Origin of the sequence: Zavarzinella formosa DSM 19928, from assembly GCF_000255705.1 — a bacterium.
GTDB lineage: Bacteria > Planctomycetota > Planctomycetia > Gemmatales > Gemmataceae > Zavarzinella > Zavarzinella formosa.
The window spans coordinates 1-1,126 of the sequence record NZ_AIAB01000550.1 but is presented as its reverse complement, the minus strand read 5'-3'; the positions used below and the strand labels follow the sequence as shown (position 1 = coordinate 1,126).

Here is a 1,126-nt window from a genome sequence, read left to right as displayed (position 1 = left end):
GCAGGCGGCCCTCCGGGCGGCCCCGGTCCGGGGGCCGGCAAGGGCCTCGGCGGCGGGGTCTTCGGGACTGTGCGACTCGTCAACACCGTCGTCGCGAACAACACCGCCGCGGACGACATCACGCCGGTCAGCGTCAACTTCACGGCCGTCACCGGCCAAGCCTACCGTGGTCCTTTGGCAGCCTTCAATGTTTCCGGAAGTCCGTATCTTGCCACCGCCTATACCGCCACCATCACATGGGGCGACGGCCACACGACGACGGCGTCCGGCGCGGACGGCACGATCGTCAAAGCCGGCTCGGATCAGTTTAACATCTTGGGCGTGAACACGTATTCCACCGCGGGGACTTACCCTGTCACCGTGGTGGTCACGGACCAAGGAGGATCTTCGACAGAGATCGATAGCCAAGCCCTGGTGACCGACGCGATGTAAAGACACCGTGTCAAGACGCCACCCAACGGAGCGCTCAAGGACGCACGGTTGGTTTGACTGGTTGTGGCCGGTCGCTCAGCGACCGGCGTTCGAGGGGCAAAGGTCGCGCTCATGGCCTGCCCCCGAAAGTCGGCCCGGCCCGGCCATGTGATCAACCGGGAAACTCAAGTGGTTCATCGCACCTAAACTGAGGCTGTTCTCATGGGCATTTTGACTTGGCAGGCGGATTGATCCGCCAATGATTCCCCTTTCAGATGCAATGAACCACCAACCTGGCCGATGTTGTTTGGCGGCCCAAGCCTTCGATCATGGGAGCGACGCCACGGCATCGGCTGACCGCTTGGGTGGCAGCCAAGCGGTCTCGTGACAGACATTCAACCGTTGGTTGGGAAGTCCGTTCGGTTTCTGCGCCTCCCTCGCAAAATGTTCTTCTCACAAGTCCTTGAGAATTCAGCAGTTTTGGCGACGCTTCTGTTCGCAGATCTTTTCGGAAAATTGTGAGTGAAGTTTGTTTTCAACAATCCACATTTGTTGAAAATATGATTAAAAATCGACCGAACAGCCAGTTTTAGTGCCCAATCCTGTACCCGTCCGAACTGGCGATCAAAGATGATTAGCGATGGAAATGCCTTAAAAAACAGCGCTTTTACAATCGAGCTGACAGGATTTGAACCTGCGACCTCTTGGTCCCGAA

Annotated in this window: 1 protein-coding gene and 1 pseudogene; one reads left to right on the top strand and one right to left on the bottom strand. The window is 57.7% G+C overall.

Annotation, left to right across the window (positions count from 1 at the left end; genetic code table 11):
- A pseudogene (locus tag BGIM_RS47915) lies at window positions 1–432 on the top strand (hypothetical protein); the annotation flags it as partial.
- 374 nt (window positions 433–806) lie between these two features.
- Here the strand turns inward: BGIM_RS47915 and BGIM_RS66860 are convergent.
- A partial coding sequence (locus BGIM_RS66860) for a hypothetical protein (RefSeq protein WP_238537500.1) occupies window positions 807–1,126 on the bottom strand: 320 nt, incomplete at its 5' end.